At 47.4% G+C, this 16322-nt stretch carries 15 protein-coding genes and 1 pseudogene; 11 read left to right on the top strand and 5 right to left on the bottom strand.

Translation table 11 applies throughout. The features are described 5' to 3' along the window. The 4 genes and pseudogenes from CCC32_RS04120 to CCC32_RS04105 all read left to right on the top strand — a co-directional run. Positions 1–374: pseudogene (locus CCC32_RS04120) on the top strand (SusC/RagA family TonB-linked outer membrane protein); the annotation flags it as partial. A gap of 79 nt (positions 375–453) precedes the next feature. Further along, positions 454–2145, top strand: coding sequence for a RagB/SusD family nutrient uptake outer membrane protein (locus CCC32_RS04115; RefSeq protein WP_502705602.1), 1692 nt, complete (start codon positions 454–456; stop codon positions 2143–2145). A gap of 119 nt (positions 2146–2264) precedes the next feature. Next, on the top strand, positions 2265–3569 hold the full coding sequence (locus CCC32_RS04110; RefSeq protein ID WP_042520094.1) for a histidine phosphatase family protein: 1305 nt from the start codon (positions 2265–2267) through the stop codon (positions 3567–3569). 195 nt (positions 3570–3764) lie between these two features. Continuing rightward, on the top strand, positions 3765–5900 hold the full coding sequence (locus tag CCC32_RS04105; protein WP_287072513.1) for a Tex family protein: 2136 nt from the start codon (positions 3765–3767) through the stop codon (positions 5898–5900). A 212-nt stretch (positions 5901–6112) separates the two neighbouring features. Here the strand turns inward: CCC32_RS04105 and rplT are convergent, their stop codons facing one another. The 5 genes from rplT to CCC32_RS04080 form a co-directional block, all read right to left on the bottom strand. After that, on the bottom strand, positions 6113–6457 hold the full coding sequence (gene rplT / locus CCC32_RS04100) for a 50S ribosomal protein L20 (RefSeq protein WP_022315895.1): 345 nt from the start codon (positions 6455–6457) through the stop codon (positions 6113–6115). Between the two features lie 36 nt (positions 6458–6493). Next, positions 6494–6691: a 50S ribosomal protein L35 gene (rpmI, locus tag CCC32_RS04095; RefSeq protein WP_022315894.1), complete on the bottom strand. Its 198-nt coding sequence runs from the start codon at positions 6689–6691 to the stop codon at positions 6494–6496. An 85-nt stretch (positions 6692–6776) separates the two neighbouring features. Further along, entirely contained in the window at positions 6777–7466 is a 690-nt protein-coding gene (infC, locus tag CCC32_RS04090) for a translation initiation factor IF-3 (RefSeq protein ID WP_044072759.1), read from the bottom strand. 386 nt (positions 7467–7852) lie between these two features. Continuing rightward, positions 7853–9406 carry an IS1182 family transposase gene (locus CCC32_RS04085; protein WP_287072505.1) on the bottom strand — a complete coding sequence of 518 codons (1554 nt, stop codon included), beginning with the start codon at positions 9404–9406 and terminating at the stop codon, positions 7853–7855. A gap of 151 nt (positions 9407–9557) precedes the next feature. Further along, entirely contained in the window at positions 9558–10769 is a 1212-nt protein-coding gene (locus CCC32_RS04080) for an OmpA family protein (protein WP_044065343.1), read from the bottom strand. Positions 10770–11171: 402 nt separating this feature from the next. On the opposite strand from CCC32_RS04080, the gene cobU reads away from it, so the two are divergent. From cobU to CCC32_RS04045, 7 genes are all read left to right on the top strand, one after another. After that, entirely contained in the window at positions 11172–11699 is a 528-nt protein-coding gene (gene cobU, locus CCC32_RS04075) for a bifunctional adenosylcobinamide kinase/adenosylcobinamide-phosphate guanylyltransferase (protein ID WP_022315891.1), read from the top strand. An 18-nt stretch (positions 11700–11717) separates the two neighbouring features. Continuing rightward, entirely contained in the window at positions 11718–12764 is a 1047-nt protein-coding gene (cobT, locus tag CCC32_RS04070; RefSeq protein WP_287072502.1) for a nicotinate-nucleotide--dimethylbenzimidazole phosphoribosyltransferase, read from the top strand. After that, positions 12739–13584, top strand: coding sequence for an adenosylcobinamide-GDP ribazoletransferase (locus CCC32_RS04065; RefSeq protein ID WP_022315889.1), 846 nt, complete (start codon positions 12739–12741; stop codon positions 13582–13584). Before cobT ends, CCC32_RS04065 begins: the two co-directional genes overlap by 26 nt. A 105-nt stretch (positions 13585–13689) precedes the next feature. After that, entirely contained in the window at positions 13690–14217 is a 528-nt protein-coding gene (gene cobC / locus CCC32_RS04060; protein ID WP_287072499.1) for an alpha-ribazole phosphatase, read from the top strand. Between the two features lie 82 nt (positions 14218–14299). Beyond that, a complete protein-coding gene (locus CCC32_RS04055) occupies positions 14300–14662 on the top strand; it encodes a CidA/LrgA family protein (RefSeq protein WP_044073624.1) in 363 nt (120 codons plus the stop codon). A 4-nt stretch (positions 14663–14666) separates the two neighbouring features. Beyond that, positions 14667–15371 carry an LrgB family protein gene (locus CCC32_RS04050; protein ID WP_022315886.1) on the top strand — a complete coding sequence of 235 codons (705 nt, stop codon included), beginning with the start codon at positions 14667–14669 and terminating at the stop codon, positions 15369–15371. Positions 15372–15397: 26 nt separating this feature from the next. Further along, positions 15398–16306 (top strand): AEC family transporter, encoded by a 909-nt coding sequence (locus CCC32_RS04045; protein ID WP_042519567.1) that lies wholly within the window; start codon positions 15398–15400, stop codon positions 16304–16306. Positions 16307–16322 lie beyond the last annotated feature (16 nt).

The raw sequence follows: 16322 nt of genomic DNA, 5'->3' as shown, positions 1-16322 counted from the left end.
GCCATGGTTCATTCGGAAACTACATATATAATTATGTGGCAGCCAACCAATACCAGCAGCAGGTATATAGCGATCAGGGCAACTTCTCAAATATCCTGAAGACCACGGCACAGAGCGGATTCCAGCAGCAGCAGCTCTATTCTGATTACTTCCTCGAGAAGGGTGACTTCTTCCGTATCGACAACATCACGCTGGGCTACACATTCCACAAACTATGGAACTCATCGAGCAGCCTGCGTCTCTCGGCAGCAGTTCAGAATGTATGTGTAATAACCGGTTATTCGGGTCTGGATCCAGAGATATACAACGGTATCGACCGTGACGTATATCCTCGTCCACGCACCTTCTCAATATCTGCTAATCTGAATTTTTAAATAAAGTAAATGAATTGACGGGAGAACTGGTCAATGAATGAAACAATTTCCCAGTCAATCAACAAAATGAACACAACTTATGAAAAAGAATATATTGAAAACAATGTTGCTGGGCATCCTGGGATGCCTCTTCACATCATGTTTCAGCGACCTCGACACCATGCCTCTCGACGACAATGAGCTGGTGAGCGAAAAGGTCTATCAGACAGCCGACGGCTATACAGGAGTACTTGCAAAATGCTACAGCTCACTTATCCTCACAGGTCAGAAAGGTGGCGACGGTGGCGACGGTGACCTTGAGGGTGCCAACGAAGGATACTCTGGATATGTGCGTCTCATGTTCTACCTGCAGGAGTTGCCAACAGACAACTTTATCATGCCATCATCGTCTAACGGACTGCGCAAATGTCTCAACTTGCAGTGGGACGCATCCAACGCTTCTGTCATCCGCTGGACATATCAGCGTCTCTACATGTCTATAGCATACTGCAACGAGTTGCTGCGCGAATGTACCGAGAGCAAGCTCAAGAGCCGCGGACTATGGAATGAACTTGGCAGCGAATGTGCCAGCTACCGTGCAGAGGCACGATTCATCCGCGCCTACTGCTATGCTACCTTGTGCGACCTCTTCGGCGGCGTGCCATACATCGACGAGAACACTGGCGTGAAGGACATACCGCAACAGTGGACCCGCAAGCAGATATTCGACTTTGCCGAGAGCGAACTTCTCGCCATAGACACAGACCTCAAGGCTCCAGGCGAGAACGTGTATGGACGTATCGACCGTGTGGCAGCATGGTTCCTGCTCTCCAGAATGTATATAAACGCAGAATCATGGACTGGCGAGAACCGCTACAACGATGCTCTCAAATATGCCAAGATGGTGATCAACGACGGTACTTATCCTTTGGCCCCTGACTATCGTACGATCTTCCTCGCCGACAACGACAAATGTAGCGAAATAATCTGGCCTCTCGTTCAGGACGGACTCAGAGCACAAAGCTCAGCCGGAACGAACTTCTACACAAAGGCTTTCGTCAACGGACCGATGAACGAGCTGTATAAAACAGGCGTTGGATCTCGCGGATGGGGCAACGTAAGGGCGAAGACCACTCTCGTTGACGCTTTCGACGCCCAGGATGTGATATTCGACCCAAACGACACATGGGGCGACAAGAAGATGGACAAGCGAGCACAGTTCATGACGGCTCTGCCCAACCAGACAAAAAACACATGGGACGAGAAAGGCAACATGACGAGCACCTTCACCTGTGGCTACGGCTACATCAAATGGCGCAACGTAAACCGTGACAATTCTCTGCCAGAGCAGGGGGACGCATATTCATCCATCGACTTCCCTCTGTTCCGCTCTGCCGAAGCTTATCTCATAGCCGCCGAGGCTATTCTTAGAGGTGCTAACGGCACTATGGATGAAGCATTAGGCTATGTAAATGAAATACGCGAACGCGCCTATATGTCTGGCAAATACGCAAAGGACGGTGTTCGTTCCGACGTATCGGGAGATATACAGATGAGCGATCTCAATCTCGATTTCATCCTAGCTGAGCGCCAGCGCGAACTTGCCACAGAACTTGTGCGCCGTACCGACCTCGTACGCTTCGGCAAATTCACAAGCGGACGCAACTGGGATTGGAAGAACGGCGTGCGCGAAGGTGCCGACGTAGAGGATTACCTGAAGGTATTCCCTATCCCTCAGACAGAGTTCTCCAACATGCCTTTGCTGAAGCAGAACGACGGTTATGCCAATTAACGAGTTAACAAGCAGACGAGTTAACAAGTAGACAAGTAGACGAGTAGACAAGGAAATTGTTTTTCTTCTGACAATCAAAGGAAACCTCCTTGTCAACTCGTCAACTAAAAACAAACATCATGATTTCAATCAGACACACACTACTCACACTGACCATCGCCTTGGCAGCCAACGGTGCGATGGCACAGACATCATTCGAAGAGATCAGTGCCGATCTCAACAAGTCGGGAGGCGTATATCTCGCATACCCAGAAGTGACAACACGCCAGACTCCTGCTCCAAAAGGCTACACACCATTCTACGTAAGCCATTACGGACGCCACGGTTCTCGCTATCTCTTGGGCGACGGCGACTTCACCATGACCATCTCACTGCTTGAGAAGGCTGAAAATGAAGGATGCATAACACCGCTCGGAAAGGACGTGCTGCAGCGCCTTCGCAAGGTGTTCACAGAAACACGCGGACGGGGCGGAGACCTCACTCCACTGGGAGCCAGACAGCACAAAGGTATTGCAGAGAGAATGGCCCGCAACTATCCTGAGGCGTTCAGAGGCAAACGCCGTGTATTCGCCCGTTCCACTGTTGTATACCGTTGTGCCATGAGTATGGCGGCATTCTGCGATGGACTGAAAGGTATATATCCGCAGCTCTCTATCGACTACGAAATGACGGAGCGCAACATGTCATATCTGAATTACCATACCGATGAGTCAAACAAATTCACTCATGGTGAGACTGGTCCTTGGGTGGAGGAATATCGCAAGTTTGAGGCAGAACACGTGAAACCTGCTCGCCTCGTAAACTCACTGTTTTCAGATGCCGACTTTATCCGCTGCCAGGTAAATCCGGAGAAACTCGCATGGGCATTCTACTGGATTGCTTCTGACATGCAGGACATAGAGACCAAAGACGTGACGTTCTACGACATTTTCACGCCACAAGAACTCTTCGACATGTGGCAGTGCGTGAACTACCGCTTCTATATCGGCAATGCCAATCCTCAGATGAGCGACGGACTGGTAATGGCAAACGCATCAACGCTCGTTGAGAATATCCTTGAATGTGCAGACAAGGCTATCAGCAATGGCGATATGGCTGCTGACCTAAGATTCGGCCACGACGGAAACGTCATTCCGCTACTTGCACTCCTGCAGATCGATGGATTTGATGTGGAAGTAAGGAAACCAGAAGAGGTCTACAAACACTGGGCTGACTTCAAGGCCACCCCGATGGCAAGCAACATTCAGATTGTATTCTTCCGCAACAAGGCAGGCAATATCATCGTAAAATTCCTCCACAACGAGAAGGAATGCCATATCCCGGTAGCCACCGATTCATGGCCATATTACAAATGGTCTGACGTGAAGAACTACTATCAAAACAGGCTTAAGCAAATCAAACAACGTGTAGCCAACAGAAAATAAGACAACACACCACACACCTTACCAATAGTTTTTTATGTTCGCAAAGGCTCGGAGAATATATCATCTCCGGGCCTTCTTTGGTTAAGGAGAAACTACCTTCTTAATTCACAACTAATTTCCACACGTTGCACAATCTTTATTATATTTTTCCGTTAACATGTAAGCAAAAAGAATAGTTGATTAAGAAATACAACAATGAACATTGAAAAATTCTCAGAAATCATAGCCGCCCGGCTATCTATCAGTCGCCGAAGTACAGAAAACACTCTCCAGTTGCTCGAAGAGGGATGCACCATCCCCTTCATCAGCCGCTACCGCAAGGAACGCACAGGAGGTCTCGACGAAGTGAAGATTGCAGCCATCAGCGACGCCTTCGACAAGCTAAAAGAAATAAGCAAACGCAAAGAAACTGTGGTGAAGACCATCACAGACCAAGGAAAGATGACAGACGCGTTGCTGCAGCGCATTGACCTCTGCTGGGATGCTGACGAACTGGAAGACATTTACATGCCATTCAAACCAAAACGTCGTACCAGAGCACAGATGGCTCGCGAACAAGGATTGGAACCGCTTTCTGTAATCCTCATGATGCAAAAAGAAAACAATCCGGAAGCTGCCGCACAACGTTTCGTTAAAGATGGCGTGAAAGATATAGCGGCTGCCATTCGCGGAGCACAAGACATCATTGCCGAGACAGTGAGCGAAGACGAACGCAGCAGACAGACCGTGAGACAGGCTTTCCGCTGTGGTGCCATAATATCGTCGAAAGTTGTCAAGGCAAAGGCAGAGAGTGAAGAGGCTGCGAAATTCTCAGACTATTTCGACTTCTCCGAACCGCTACGCAGATGCTCATCCCATCGTCTGCTTGCCATGCGCCGTGGCGAAAGCGAAGGTATACTCCGAATTTCAATATCTGCCGACGATGATGAATGTACCGAGAGGCTTAAAAGATTCTTCGTCCGTGGCTACGGGCGCTGCTCCTCACTTGTGGGCGAAGCTGTTGACGACTCATACAAAAGACTTCTCAAACCTGCCATAGAAACGGAATTTGCAAATCTGAGCAAGGAAAAAGCCGATGAGGAGGCTATCGGCGTGTTTGCAGAAAACCTGCGACAGCTGTTGCTCTCTGCCCCACTTGGTCAGAAACGAGTTATGGGAGTGGACCCAGGATTCCGAACGGGATGCAAGATAGTATGTCTCGACGCACAAGGCAATCTGCTACACCACGAGGCCATATTCCCCCACCCTCCTGTAAACAAGGTTCAGCAAGCCACACAACAGATGCTTAAGATGATAAAAGATTACCGTATCGAAGCTATAGCCATTGGCAACGGTACGGCAAGTCGCGAAACCTCCGCATTCGTCCGCTCACTGCATCTCGCTGATGAAATAAAGCAGTTTGTGGTAAGTGAGGACGGTGCTTCTGTGTATTCTGCTTCTGAAACAGCACGAGAGGAATTCCCTATGGAGGACGTCACAGTACGAGGCGCTGTGTCGATAGGCAGACGACTTATGGACCCTCTTGCTGAATTAGTGAAAATAGATCCGAAAAGTATCGGTGTGGGACAATATCAGCACGACGTTGACCAGACGAAGCTCCGTAAGAGCCTTGACTTGACGGTGGAGAGTTGCGTAAACTCGGTGGGCGTAGACCTTAATACGGCAAGTCGCCATCTGCTGACATACGTCAGCGGACTGGGACCGGCATTGGCTAAGAACATAGTGGAATATCGTCGCAAAAACGGGCCGTTCCAGAGCAGAGCACAATTGAAACACGTACCACGCCTCGGTCCGGCAGCATTTGAACAATGTGCCGGATTCCTTCGCATACCAGGAGCCCGTAATCCTCTTGACAACAGTGCTGTACATCCTGAAAGCTATAAAATAGTAGAACAGATGGCTAAAGACTGCCACTGCTCTGTTGGCGACCTGATTCTCGACAAGAAGAAGCGTGAGGGCATAGACATAAAACGCTATGTGACAGACACAGTGGGTTTACCTACACTCACTGACATCATCAGCGAACTGGAAAAACCGGGACGCGACCCAAGAGAACAAATTGAAGAATTTGAATTTGACAGCAGCATACAATCTATTGCCGACCTCAAGGTGGGTATGGTAGTGCCCGGTATTATCACCAACATCACCAACTTCGGTGCCTTCGTAGATATCGGCGTGCATCAGGACGGTTTGGTACACATCTCCCAACTTGCCGACCGCTACGTCAGCGACCCAACACAAGTAGTGAAGCTACACCAGTATGTCATGGTAAGAGTAGCTGAGGTTGACGAGAAGCGACATCGCATATCACTATCAATGAAAGGAATATAATAGCCTTATGCAAATAATGGAAGTTTAACTTGAATCAGCATCAATGCTTTGTCAAGACAAGGCATTGGTGCTCTTCAGCAAGAACATAGACCAGCAAACAAATAAGATATACCACAACTTTGACCGGTAGAGACAGGAATAACGAGCAATAAAAAAGCCGCATCGCGAAAATTGCAATGCAGCTTTTTTTGGGATTTATGATTGCTTATGATTTACTTCACCTTAGCAACGATAGCCTTGAAAGCCTCTGGGTTGTTTACAGCGAGGTCAGCGAGAACCTTACGGTTGATCTCGATACCAGCCTTATGCAGAGCACCCATCAGAGTAGAATAAGTCATATTCTCGAGGCGGGCAGCAGCGTTGATACGCTGAATCCACAACGCACGGAAAGTACGCTTCTTGTTGCGGCGATCGCGGTAAGCATAGGTAAGACCCTTCTCCCAAGTGTTCTTGGCTACGGTCCATACGTTCTTACGCGCTCCATAGTAACCACGTGTAAGCTTTAAAATTCTTTTTCTTTTTGCTCTTGAAGCAACATGATTTACTGATCTTGGCATAGTTTCTTCTTACTTTAAAAATGTTAGACAATAGGATTAACGGAGACGCAGCAAATCACGTACCTGCTTAACGTTGCTAGGATCAACGATTGCAGTGTGAACCAAATTACGCTTCTGCTTCTTTGTTTTCTTAGTCAGGATGTGACTGTGGTAAGCGTGACGTCTCTTAATCTTACCTGTACCAGTGAAACGAAATCTCTTCTTTGCACCGGAGTTTGTCTTTACTTTTGGCATTTTTTTAAATGTTTAAATGGTTATTTATTATGCGGTGGCAACGTATATACCAAGACGTTACGCACCTGTTATTTTCTCATATATATTACTTCTGGAGCTTCTTCAGAGCATCGGCACCATTTTTGGCGTTAGCGAAGAGTCCTCCGTTAGCAGGAGTCTCAGCAGTTTCTGTAGCCCCCTCTTCTTTTGTCTGACCCTTGGCCTCAGCTTCACGGCGCTCTCTATCCATCTTCTGCTGACTCTTCTTGGCTACGCCGGCTTTTTTGGGAGAGAGATAGAGGAACATCTTCTTGCCTTCCAATGCAGGCATCTGCTCCACCTTGCCATATTCCTCAAGATCGTTGGCGAAACGCAACAACAGAACTTCTCCCTGCTCCTTGAAAAGGATAGAACGGCCACGGAAGAACACGAAAGCACGAACCTTGTTGCCTTCCTCGAGAAATTCCTTGGCATGCTTGAGTTTGAAGTTGTAGTCATGATCATCGGTCTGTGGTCCGAAACGAATTTCCTTGACTTCTTGTCTAACTTGCTTTGCCTTCAGTTCCTTTGCACGTTTCTTCTGCTGATAAAGGAATTTGCTATAGTCGATGATACGACATACTGGCGGTTGGGCATTTGGAGAAATCTCTACCAAATCCACGCCCTTGTCTCTTGCTATATCAAGAGCCTGACGTGTAGGCATTACGGTTGAACCATCATCTCCAACAACTCGCACTTCCCTGACGCGAATCTGTTCGTTCACGCGGTACTGGTTTTTCATTTTGTCATTCTTCATTCGACTATTTTACGTTAAGCGGCTGCAAAGTTACGACTTTTTAATGTAAATTGCAAAATTATCATTTCTTTTTTTACATATAAATAGCGAAATATCACTCTGTTAAGTGTAATTCGCATGAAAATGTCGTTACACGATATAACAAAAGAGACTTTACCTAATGACAGTCAAAAAAAAACACAAAACCAAAATAAGGAATAGCATACTACAAAAGGAGGGTGTGTCATAATTGACTATGGTCATTTATGGTTCACCCTCCTTTTGTATATCGTTTAGCGAGAGCAAAACCAAAGTTTTTTATTTATTTTTGTTATATGGTGCCCCATTGTCTTAAAATTGCCATCCAGACACTCTACGAAACAGAAAATATGGCAAACACAGGCCCATTATACCGCCTTTTTCAACTTTCTACACATTTTCTTCAGATTGAAGGCAATGGCAAAGAAGGCAAAGTCCATTTCGACCTTGTCTTTTCCAAAATGTCTGAATCGTTTGTAGCCGTAGTCACCCTTCATCTGCCCAAAGACCGCCTCTGGTTCGATGCACCTACGACCTCGATGCTTTATTCCATCCTCAGATGTCAGCCTTTCTGATGCTTTGCGCTTGTATTCCTTCAAGCGGTGATTGACTTCTATGACTCTGTTGCCTTTAGCCTTGAAACAAGATCCTCTAAGCGGGCATCCTTCGCAGTTTTGGGCTCTGTACCTTACGCTTTCCGTCTGGTATCCATTTGCTGTCTTGTCGAGCTTGGTGCCAATGCGTTCCATGTGCTGCCCCATCGGGCATACATAATAGTCTTGTTCGGCATTGTAGAAGAAGCTGTCCTGATGAAATGGACTTGGAGCATAGTGCATACGCTGCTCCTTGTGGAACATGTTGTATTTGACGTAGGTCTCGATACCGTTCTCCTCCATAAAGCGGTAGTTTTCCTCAGAACCGTAGCCAGAGTCAGCAACCTCAGTACTTGCCAGATGTCCATAGCGTGCAGCAAAGGAGTACATGAATGGAATGTATGTCAGAGTGTCTGTGGGATTGGGGAACAAGGCGTAGTTGAGAATGAACTGATTCTCGGTGCCTATCTGCAGATTGTATCCAGGTTTGGTCTGTCCATTGTTCATCGCATCCTCCTTCATGCGCATGAAGGTGGCATCGGGGTCCGTCTTGCTGAAGGAGTTTCTCTTGCCGAGCGTTTCCTTCTTCTGTTCATAATCTGCAAGAGAGACCGCCTTTTTCTCTATCTCCTTTATCTGCTTCTTTTTCTCACGCAGTGCTTTCTTCGCCTCTTTTGCCTGTGGCGCCTCTTTCGATAACTCCTCTTTCAGACGTGATGTTATCTCGCAGATAATGGCTGGGGTTATCTCGATTGACTCGGTCTTGATTGCATTGTCCTGGGCTATAGCGTCGTCTACCTGAGACAGGAGCACGGCAAGCTGACGCTTGAGCTTGTCTATATTGCGTTCCACGTTCTTGCGCCAGACAAAGGTGTACTTGTTGGCCTTGGACTCTATCTTCGTGCCGTCGACATACTCCACATCAAGTGTGATAAAACCTTTCTCTGCCAACAGAAGAACCAACTGTGTGAACACGTTTGAAATCTCGTCTTTCACACGGTTGCGGAAGCGGTTGATGGTGATGAAGTCAGGCTTGTTGTAGCCTGCAAGCCAAATAAAGTGGATATCGCGTTTTAGCAATTCCTCTATGCGGCGACAAGAATAAATATTGTTCATGTAGGCGTAGATGATCACCTTGAGCATCATACGGGGATAGAATGCATTACGCCCTTTTACATGATAAAGTTTCAATATGTTGCTGATATCAATCTTGTCAAGCACCTTGTCGATAATGCGTACTGGAGCGTCATCGGCGATATCTTCGTCGATTCTTGAAGGAAAAAGCAGGATTTCCTTGCTTAGATTGGGAATAAATTGTACCTTTGACATATTAGAAATTTCTTTCCATAAAGGTACAAAAAAAATATGGAATAGCAAAGCCCGAGCTTGTGAAAGTTCGGGCTTTGTGATATTTTAAAAGAGGGTGTGAATTTTGACACACCCCCCATAGTATGTAATAAATCGCTATTCAGCCAACTTATTATTTTGTGTTGTCGTTGAAAGTAGCAACACGATTGAACTCAACCTGCTCGAAGAGCTTGTCTGTTGCACCCATTCCCTTAGTTGTAAGGCGGCTTGCAGCAATCTTGTACTTCTTGACGAGGATGTTCTTAACAGCGTCTGCACGCTTCTCAGAAAGTCTCTGGTTCAGCTCCTTAGAACCCTCTGGAGATGCATAACCCTTGATCTCTACAGTAGCCTCTGGATGATTCTTCATGTACTGAGCGATGAGCTCGATGTTAGCGTACTGAGCAGGATCAACTACAGACTTGCCCTGACGGAAGATAACTGTAGGCTGGAGGTTAGTCGCTGTAGCTGGCTTCTCATACTTAGGCTTGCTGTTGCACTCGTCGAGAGCTTTCTGGAGGTCAGCAATCTGACGGTTCTTAGCAGCGAGCTCAGAATCCTTACCGTTCAAGTCGTTGCGCAGATCGTTGATCTTAGCGTTCAAACCGTCGATCTCAGCCTGGTCGCGAACCTGTGCGATAGTGAAGTTGTGTGTACCGTTAGAGTTCTTGAACTTGTAAACAACACCTGCGTTGAGCTGGAAGTCAGCGTAGTTAGCATCGTAGCGAACGCCCTTCTTAGCGCCCTCGAGGTTCCAAACTACTGCTGGCTCAACATATACCTGCCATGCCTTGTCCTTGCCGAGGTTGAAAGCGAAGTCAAGACCAGCCTTAGATGTCAGGAAGTCTACCTTGTCAGCAGAATCCCAAGAGTTTGCATAGTAACGATCGTGATCCTCGCCACCGAATACGTGACCCCAACCAAGACCATAAACGCCGCTTACCTCGAAGAGACGTGGCTCACCTTTGTAACCGCCGAACCAGTTGCTGAAGTTGATTGTAGCGATAAGAGAGGTGTTGATTGAGTTAACCAGAGTATTTGTGTAGTTACCGAAGAGGTTGTTCATTGTACGCCCTGTATGATGAAGATCGCTGAAATAAACATTGCTCTCAGCAGCGAGACCGAATACAGGAGTGAAATAGCGACCTACGCGGATACCTGCGTTAGGAGTGATATCCTTGAGCCATGTACCGCCACAGCCGAGCTGTGAAGGATGAATACCTGTTGCAAGACCACCGTTTACACCGATGTACCAATTGTCAAAAGTCTTACTCTCAGTAACTGTCTGAGCAGATGCGGAAACTGCCAAAGCAGCAGCAGCGCACAAAGTAAAGAATTTTTTCATGTTCTTAATCTTTAAAATTAATTATAAATACAGTTTTTAAAATCTTTCTACATTCTTGAAGTGCAAAGTAAAACATTTTTCTGATAACAGCCAAACTTTTCTTAACAAATTTATTGCACAAGCTAACTTTTTACGCAAAATAGTGCAAGAATATCCACCTTATACCTATATATATTAATATGCCATCCCGAGATTGCATATAGCCAACGAATTGTCAAGAGATGATTTGACAAAAAACCCTCGCAACAAGCTCAAATAGTTATTTTTATGAAATCCATATGCAGACAACACACTTGTCAACCATTCTCCCCATTAGCCGGTTTACTTGTCAAACTCGCCCACTTATCAAATAATCCATTGCTACCGCTGAATAATTCAGATAGTTTTACTACTTTTGCACTGATGAAACGTATCATACTAATAACTGGCGGACAACGCTCGGGAAAGAGCGTCCTCGCCGAGCGCATGGCATTGGAGCTTTCCCGCAATCCTGTGTACATCGCCACGGCTCACATTTGGGATGAAGAATTCCAGCAGCGCGTGGACAAGCACAAGGAGCGCCGAGGAGAACAGTGGACCAACATCGAAGAGGAAAAACATCTCAGCAAGTTGTATATATATAATAAGGTGGCTGTGATAGACTGCCTGACTCTATGGTGTACGAATTTCTTCTTTTCTGCAGCCAACGATGAAAGCCATCAGCCTGACATCAACGAGACGCTGAAAGAGATTGAGGAAGAGTTCGACAAGTTTACCGACCAGGATGCCACATTCATCTTCGTGACCAACGAGATTGGCAGCGGAGGGGTGAGCGGCAATGCCGTACAACGCAGATTCACTGATCTGCTCGGATGGTTCAACCAATACGTTGCGGCCAAGGCTGACGACGTATACCTAACTGTAAGCGGAATTCCGGTGAAGATAAAGTAAGCAAAATATTATTCTATCATGATAAAATTCAATATAGTTTCGCCAGACCATAGCATCAAGGACGAAATACAAGACAAGATTGACAATCTGAACAAGCCGAAAGGTTCGCTGGGAATGCTCGAAGAACTGGCACTGAGGATATGCCTCGTGCAGCATTCTCTCCTCCCAACTCTCTTCCACCCCTGCCACTTGCTTTTTGGAGGTGACCACGGCATAGAGCGAGAAGGAGTCAGCCTGTCGCCAAGAGATGTGACATGGCAGCAGATGATAAACTTCACGAAAGGCGGAGGAGGTGTAAACATGTTCTGTCGCCAGCACAACTTCAAGCTCAGAATAATAGATATGGGAGTGGACTACGACCTTAGTTCTTTCCCTGAAATAAGGAACGAGAAGATTGCATGGGGAACAAAAGATTTCCTCCACGAAGCGGCAATGTCGGAAGAGGAGATGGACAAGGCTCTCTCTACGGGAGCAAAGATCATCGACGAATGTGCCGACGAAGGTTGCAACATCGTATGCATAGGCGAGATGGGAATAGCCAACACATCTCCTTCGAGCATCTGGCTGCATCTCATGGGAGGCGTACCACTTGACGACTGTGTGGGAGCCGGATCTGGAGTGGCAGGCAGTCAGTTGAGCCACAAGCATAAGGTATTGAAAGAGGCTGTGGATAAATTCAACAGGGACTTCCACTATGCCAGCGCTACCGATATGATACGTTATTTCGGAGGTTTCGAGATGGTAGGAGCAATAGGAGCTATGCTGAGAGCCGCCGAACGCAGGATGATAGTGATGGTGGACGGTTTCATAATGTCGGCATGTATGCTTGCGGCAAGCCGCCTACATCCCGAAGTGCTCAACTACGCCATCTTCGGACACTGCGGAGACGAGCACGCCCATGCCAAGATGCTGCAGATAATGGGAGCGAAACCGATTCTGAACATCGGAATGAGATTGGGCGAAGGAACGGGAGCGTTGTGCGCCTACCCTATCATTGAGAGCAGCGTGAGGATGATAAACGAGATGAACAACTTTGAAAATGCAAATATCACTAAATACTTCTAAGTGGTGGCAGAACGTATGGGCAGCGCTCATATTCTTCACCCGACTGCCTTTCTGGCGTATCTATCAGCCGCCTAAAGAATCGTATAAAGCAGTGGTAGAATACTGGCCCATAGTGGGCTGGCTGACAGGAGGGGCTATGGCGGCAACGATATATTTCGGTTCTATGTATATGCCGCAGAACATAGCCATCGTAGCAGCGATCCTCTTGAGGATATTCATCACTGGAGCGCTGCACGAGGACGGACTGACAGACTTCGTTGACGGGTTCGGCGGAGGAGGCTCCGACAGGCAGAGGATTCTCGACATAATGAAAGACTCACGCATCGGCACGTATGGTGTGCTGGGTATAATATTCTATGAACTGCTGCTCTTTTTCAGCCTTTCGTGTATGCCTCCGATTCTTGCAGCATTGTCTGTATTCGCTGCCGACCCTTATGCCAAGATGCTCGCCGGCCAGATTATACAGATGATGCCGTATGCCAGGACTGAGGAACAATCCAAGGCAAAGAACGTATACCGACGCATGAATATCGGGGCAAGCATATGTCTCGCCTTGCAGGGACTTCTGCCTCTGGGACTGTTCTTCTATCTCACACGGCTTACACTGGAATGGGATCTGATAGTATTCGTTCCATGCGTGGTGATGTATTTCCTCTATAGACTGATATGGAAGAGACTCAAGGGATATACGGGAGACTGCTGCGGAGCACTGTTCCTCCTGATTGAACTCACTACATATCTCACCATCGCCATACTATGGTCAAATGCAATGAAGAGCGCCGCCATGGAAGGAAAGATGCTGGAGTTCATGTGGCATTAAGCCCAAATTATCAAAGACGGACGGGAAAAAGTGACCTTCATATCAGCTTGTTTGCTCGTTTGCTTGTCAACTCGTTAAATTGTCAACTCGTTAACTGAAAAAAACATGAAAGTAATATTAATCAGACACACAAGCGTAGACGTGCCGAAGGGCGTGTGCTACGGACAGACGGACGTTCCCGTGGCGGCAACGTTTACAGAAGAGGCAAAAATGACAAAGAAAGCACTCGGCGACAGAACGTTCGATGCCGTGTTCTCATCACCTCTCACCAGAGCGCGCCTGCTGGCAGACTATTGCGGTTATCCCACCCCCGTCACAGACAACCGACTCATGGAGATGAACATGGGCGACTGGGAAATGAAACGCTACGACGACATCAAGGACGACAACCTGCAGAAATGGTATGATGACTATATGCACGTTGCAACTACAAACGGTGAAAGTTTTCCGATGGTATATGAAAGGGTGGCAGGATTTCTCGACGAACTGAAGCAGAAGCCATACCGCCAGGTGGCCATCTTCGCCCACTGCGGAGTGTTGCTCTGTGCGGGCATCTACGGAGGCCTGTTCAAGGAGGAAGGATGCTTCGAACACACAGTGGAATACGGAGGGATAGAAGAAATCGAGATTTAGGAGTTCGGAATCATTCAGAACGAACTCAACAATTTTCTCCCGACCATGCAAAAGAAAAAATATTCAATTCAGGATAATAAAAATGTTTAGACAATTAGCAATCATTATTGGCTGCCTTGCCGTTGGTGAGTTCATAACATGGCTCACCGGCATCAGCGTGCCATCAAGCATCATTGGAATGCTTCTGCTCACCTTTTTGCTGAAGGTGAAAGTGATAAAACTGGAATGGGTAGAGACGATATCCAATTTCCTTGTGAAAAACATGGGCTTCTTCTTCGTGCCGCCAGGTGTGGCTCTGATGCTCTATTTCGACATTATCGGAAAAGAGATAGTGTCCATAGTGCTCGCCACGACCTTGAGCACCATGCTCGTGCTTGTGGTCACAGGCTGGACACACATCATGACAAGGAAGATAATAAAACGCATAAAAGGAAAAAAACTATAAGCAAATGGATATCCACGAATACCTCAACAACGATTATTTCCTGCTTACGCTGACGTTCGGAGTATATTTCCTCGCCAAGCTCGTAAGAAAAATGCTGCAGCTGCCGGTTTTCAATCCCATTCTGGTGAGCATAGCCTTCATGATATGCTTTCTCACGATAGCCGACATTGATTATGAAACCTACAAGTTAAGCGGTTCGAAGATAGACTTCTGGCTCAAGCCCGCCGTGGTGTCGCTCGGTGTTCCGCTATACAAGCAGCTCCACTCCATAAAGCATGAAATGGTGCCGATATTCATGTCGCAGCTCGTGGGATGCCTTGTCGGCATAGTGTCGGTCGTTGCCCTGGCACAGTATTTCGGTGCATCCCGCATCGTGGTGCTCTCGCTGGCAGCAAAATCTGTCACCACACCAATTGCAATGGAAGTGACACAGAGCATCGGCGGCATACCATCTCTCACCGCCACGATAGTGGTGTTCGTCGGCATCTTCGGAGCCATAACAGGATTCAGAATCCTCAAATACGGCCACATCGGAATGCCCTCATCCCAGGGAATCTCGCTCGGCACAGCATCACATGCCGTGGGAACATCGGCAGCTATGGAACATGGAATGGAGCATGGGGCCTATGCGTCGCTTGGACTTACGCTCAACGGCATATTCACCGCCATACTGACTCCATACATCCTGCAGATGATGGGCATCATATAACAAGTAAGACGAAACAAATCAGGATAATGGAAAATCTGGAAGTGATGGTGACTCTGTTCATCATCGTCATATTGGGCTACGTGCTATGCAAACTCGGATATATGGGCGACAAGTTCGACCAGAAACTGTCTACTATAGTTATCGACATCACCTGTCCGTCGCTTATCCTCTCGTCGGTAATGGGCGACACGCTGCCCGACCGCACGCTGATTCTACCGCTGCTGGGAGTAAGCATACTGACATACATCATACTTCTGGCATTCGGATTCTTCGTACCGAGATTCATAGCCAAAGACCACGACGCCCAGGGAATGATCGGATTCACACTGATGTTTGCTAACGTTGGTTTCATCGGCTATCCCATAGTGGCATCGATATTCGGACCTCACGCCATATTCTATGCCGCCCTGCTGAACATGCCCAACACCTTCTTCATATTCACAGCCGGCGTGATGCTCATCAAGGGAGAATACAGCATCAAGCAACTCAACCCCAAGATATTGTTCTCGCCGGCAATGATAGCCGCCTTTGCCGCTGCCCTACTTGTGGCATTCAATATCCGCACTCCCGAACTGATAGCCAAGCCGGTAACGATGGTGGGCAACATAACGGTTCCGGCAGCGCTGATGATAATAGGTTCGTCGATGGCACGTCTGCCGCTACACGACATCATCGGCACCCCGAAGGTCTACGTGGCATCGCTATTGAGACTCTGCATCATTCCTCTATCGCTGTTTTTCCTATTCAAGGCTCTGGGAGTGAGCGAAGTGGTGAATGCCATAAACACCGTAGTTATTGCCATGCCGGCAGCATCCTACGGCACTATGTTCTGTCTGAAATACGGGCGCAACCCTGCTCTCATGACAGAGATCACGTTCATCACCACAGTGGCGTCGATATTCACAATACCGATGATAACGCTGCTGTTCAAATAAGAGTCCGCTGTGTTGT

The sequence above is a fragment of the Prevotella sp. LMAG:51 genome (genome assembly GCF_008680225.1).
In the GTDB taxonomy this organism is placed as follows: Bacteria; Bacteroidota; Bacteroidia; order Bacteroidales; family Bacteroidaceae; genus Prevotella; species Prevotella pectinovora.
The sequence above is the reverse complement of the archived record's forward strand: the minus strand, read 5'-3'. Positions and strand labels throughout refer to the sequence as shown.

What these genes read in the sequence shown, in the direction of transcription:
- CCC32_RS04115 (WP_502705602.1), top strand. Translation starts at nt 454, where the DNA reads ATGAAAAAGAATATATTGAAAACAATGTTGCTGGGCATCCTGGGATGC.
- CCC32_RS04085 (WP_287072505.1), bottom strand. Translation starts at nt 9,406, where the DNA reads ATGTCAAAGGTACAATTTATTCCCAATCTAAGCAAGGAAATCCTGCTT.
- CCC32_RS04110 (WP_042520094.1), top strand. Translation starts at nt 2,265, where the DNA reads ATGATTTCAATCAGACACACACTACTCACACTGACCATCGCCTTGGCA.
- CCC32_RS04045 (WP_042519567.1), top strand. Translation starts at nt 15,398, where the DNA reads ATGGAAAATCTGGAAGTGATGGTGACTCTGTTCATCATCGTCATATTG.
- cobC (WP_287072499.1), top strand. Translation starts at nt 13,690, where the DNA reads ATGAAAGTAATATTAATCAGACACACAAGCGTAGACGTGCCGAAGGGC.
- rpmI (WP_022315894.1), bottom strand. Translation starts at nt 6,691, where the DNA reads ATGCCAAAAGTAAAGACAAACTCCGGTGCAAAGAAGAGATTTCGTTTC.
- cobU (WP_022315891.1), top strand. Translation starts at nt 11,172, where the DNA reads ATGAAACGTATCATACTAATAACTGGCGGACAACGCTCGGGAAAGAGC.
- cobT (WP_287072502.1), top strand. Translation starts at nt 11,718, where the DNA reads ATGATAAAATTCAATATAGTTTCGCCAGACCATAGCATCAAGGACGAA.
- CCC32_RS04050 (WP_022315886.1), top strand. Translation starts at nt 14,667, where the DNA reads ATGGATATCCACGAATACCTCAACAACGATTATTTCCTGCTTACGCTG.
- CCC32_RS04065 (WP_022315889.1), top strand. Translation starts at nt 12,739, where the DNA reads ATGCAAATATCACTAAATACTTCTAAGTGGTGGCAGAACGTATGGGCA.
- infC (WP_044072759.1), bottom strand. Translation starts at nt 7,466, where the DNA reads ATGAAGAATGACAAAATGAAAAACCAGTACCGCGTGAACGAACAGATT.
- rplT (WP_022315895.1), bottom strand. Translation starts at nt 6,457, where the DNA reads ATGCCAAGATCAGTAAATCATGTTGCTTCAAGAGCAAAAAGAAAAAGA.
- CCC32_RS04105 (WP_287072513.1), top strand. Translation starts at nt 3,765, where the DNA reads ATGAACATTGAAAAATTCTCAGAAATCATAGCCGCCCGGCTATCTATC.
- CCC32_RS04055 (WP_044073624.1), top strand. Translation starts at nt 14,300, where the DNA reads ATGTTTAGACAATTAGCAATCATTATTGGCTGCCTTGCCGTTGGTGAG.
- CCC32_RS04080 (WP_044065343.1), bottom strand. Translation starts at nt 10,769, where the DNA reads ATGAAAAAATTCTTTACTTTGTGCGCTGCTGCTGCTTTGGCAGTTTCC.